The organism is Oleiphilus sp. HI0067, assembly GCF_001635735.1.
This window is the reverse complement of record NZ_LWFI01000005.1, coordinates 1-1,223: the sequence shown is the minus strand read 5'-3', so window position 1 is coordinate 1,223 and position 1,223 is coordinate 1. Positions and strand designations below refer to the sequence as shown.

Here is a 1,223-nt window from a genome sequence, read left to right as displayed (position 1 = left end):
AGCAAGCGAAGCAACGCTTCATGGAAACAGTGCGCTCGGCTGTATACGATCTAGCTCATATGGTGCCTGGCTCGCGATCTTGGTTGGAGCTCTACACCGAGCAATTAGAAGACGCAACGACCAAAAGCGCCATGCGTGAAAAGCAATTGAAAGAACTCAAAACAGCAAAACCGATCGACAAATCGGATTCATTTTTTGGGGATGATTTTTAGGCCAACCTTGGTTTCAAGCTCGCAAGAGAAGACTTCATACCATGCAAAGCGTTAATTTATGCGCAAAGAAATTCTGCCGTCGCGATCGCATCACTTAAAGCATTGTGCGCGTACGCTTTTGGCAAGCCGTAACGGTCACGACATACCTCTAGCTGGATAGCTCCCGCAGAGCCTTGTTTTTCCATCAACGTCCGCTCAATGACCATCGTATCGACGTAGTCGAAGATAAGAGGACAACCGTAATTCTCCCGCGCGACTTTCTGAAGAAAAGCTAGGTCTAAACGCGCATGGTGAAAAACCGCCACTGCTCCAGCTAACTCATTCATGAGTAAACCTAGAGCTTGCGTCACATTGCCTGCGCCAGCAACACACTAATTACTCAGACCATGCACTACTACGCTATCACCCACTGACTCGCTTGCATAGCATAAGTGATGCTGTGCGCTTCGGTATTCAATAAAACCCTCCTGCACAATCACCCATGCGCTGCTCAAAATTTTATCCGTTACAGGGTTAAGCGTTGTCATCTCGCAGTCAATGACTACAAACCTTGTATCACCAACAGGGGATTTCCGAGCAATCGATTTTGCGTATACAAACCATTAAGCGCCTCAATTGCTGCACTTTTTTTAGCGTAACGTAAACGACGATATAACCTAGAGAACACCATGACCAAAACGCATTTTCAGGGCTCGCTGACTTTCCGCAACAACGGCAAAAGCATCTTTTAATTGATTGCGTACTAAAGGCCCCAAGGAATCAGGCGCAAGATGGTTATTCACCTCTTCCCCTAATTGGATTTGTTGACTCTGATTGCTTGAACGTAAACTCGCAATAAACTCATGCGCATCAAGAAAGATGCCCGCCAATTCAGATAATATAAACTTCTTATCCACCAAAGCTTCGAGACGTGCTTCGGTACTCACCTCGGAAACTCCTTAAGCCTACGCGTACAAACGGATCAATGCGATAATAGTTACCGTGCCTCAATATGTTAAATCTAAGAATGAT

3 protein-coding genes and 1 pseudogene are annotated in these 1,223 nt (G+C 45.8%); 1 reads left to right on the top strand and 3 read right to left on the bottom strand.

The features are described from left to right. Positions 1-212, top strand: a pseudogene (locus A3739_RS00345) (hypothetical protein); the annotation flags it as partial. Between the two features lie 56 nt (positions 213-268). Here the strand turns inward: A3739_RS00345 and A3739_RS00340 are convergent. The 3 genes from A3739_RS00340 to A3739_RS00335 form a co-directional block, all read right to left on the bottom strand. Further along, positions 269-562: a hypothetical protein gene (locus A3739_RS00340; protein ID WP_068473536.1), complete on the bottom strand. Its 294-nt coding sequence runs from the start codon at positions 560-562 to the stop codon at positions 269-271. 21 nt (positions 563-583) lie between these two features. Beyond that, positions 584-739: a hypothetical protein gene (locus A3739_RS28515; RefSeq protein ID WP_156493466.1), complete on the bottom strand. Its 156-nt coding sequence runs from the start codon at positions 737-739 to the stop codon at positions 584-586. Positions 740-868: 129 nt separating this feature from the next. Continuing rightward, positions 869-1,138 carry a putative nucleotidyltransferase substrate binding domain-containing protein gene (locus A3739_RS00335; RefSeq protein ID WP_068473533.1) on the bottom strand — a complete coding sequence of 90 codons (270 nt, stop codon included), beginning with the start codon at positions 1,136-1,138 and terminating at the stop codon, positions 869-871. Between the last annotated feature and the right edge of the window lie 85 nt (positions 1,139-1,223).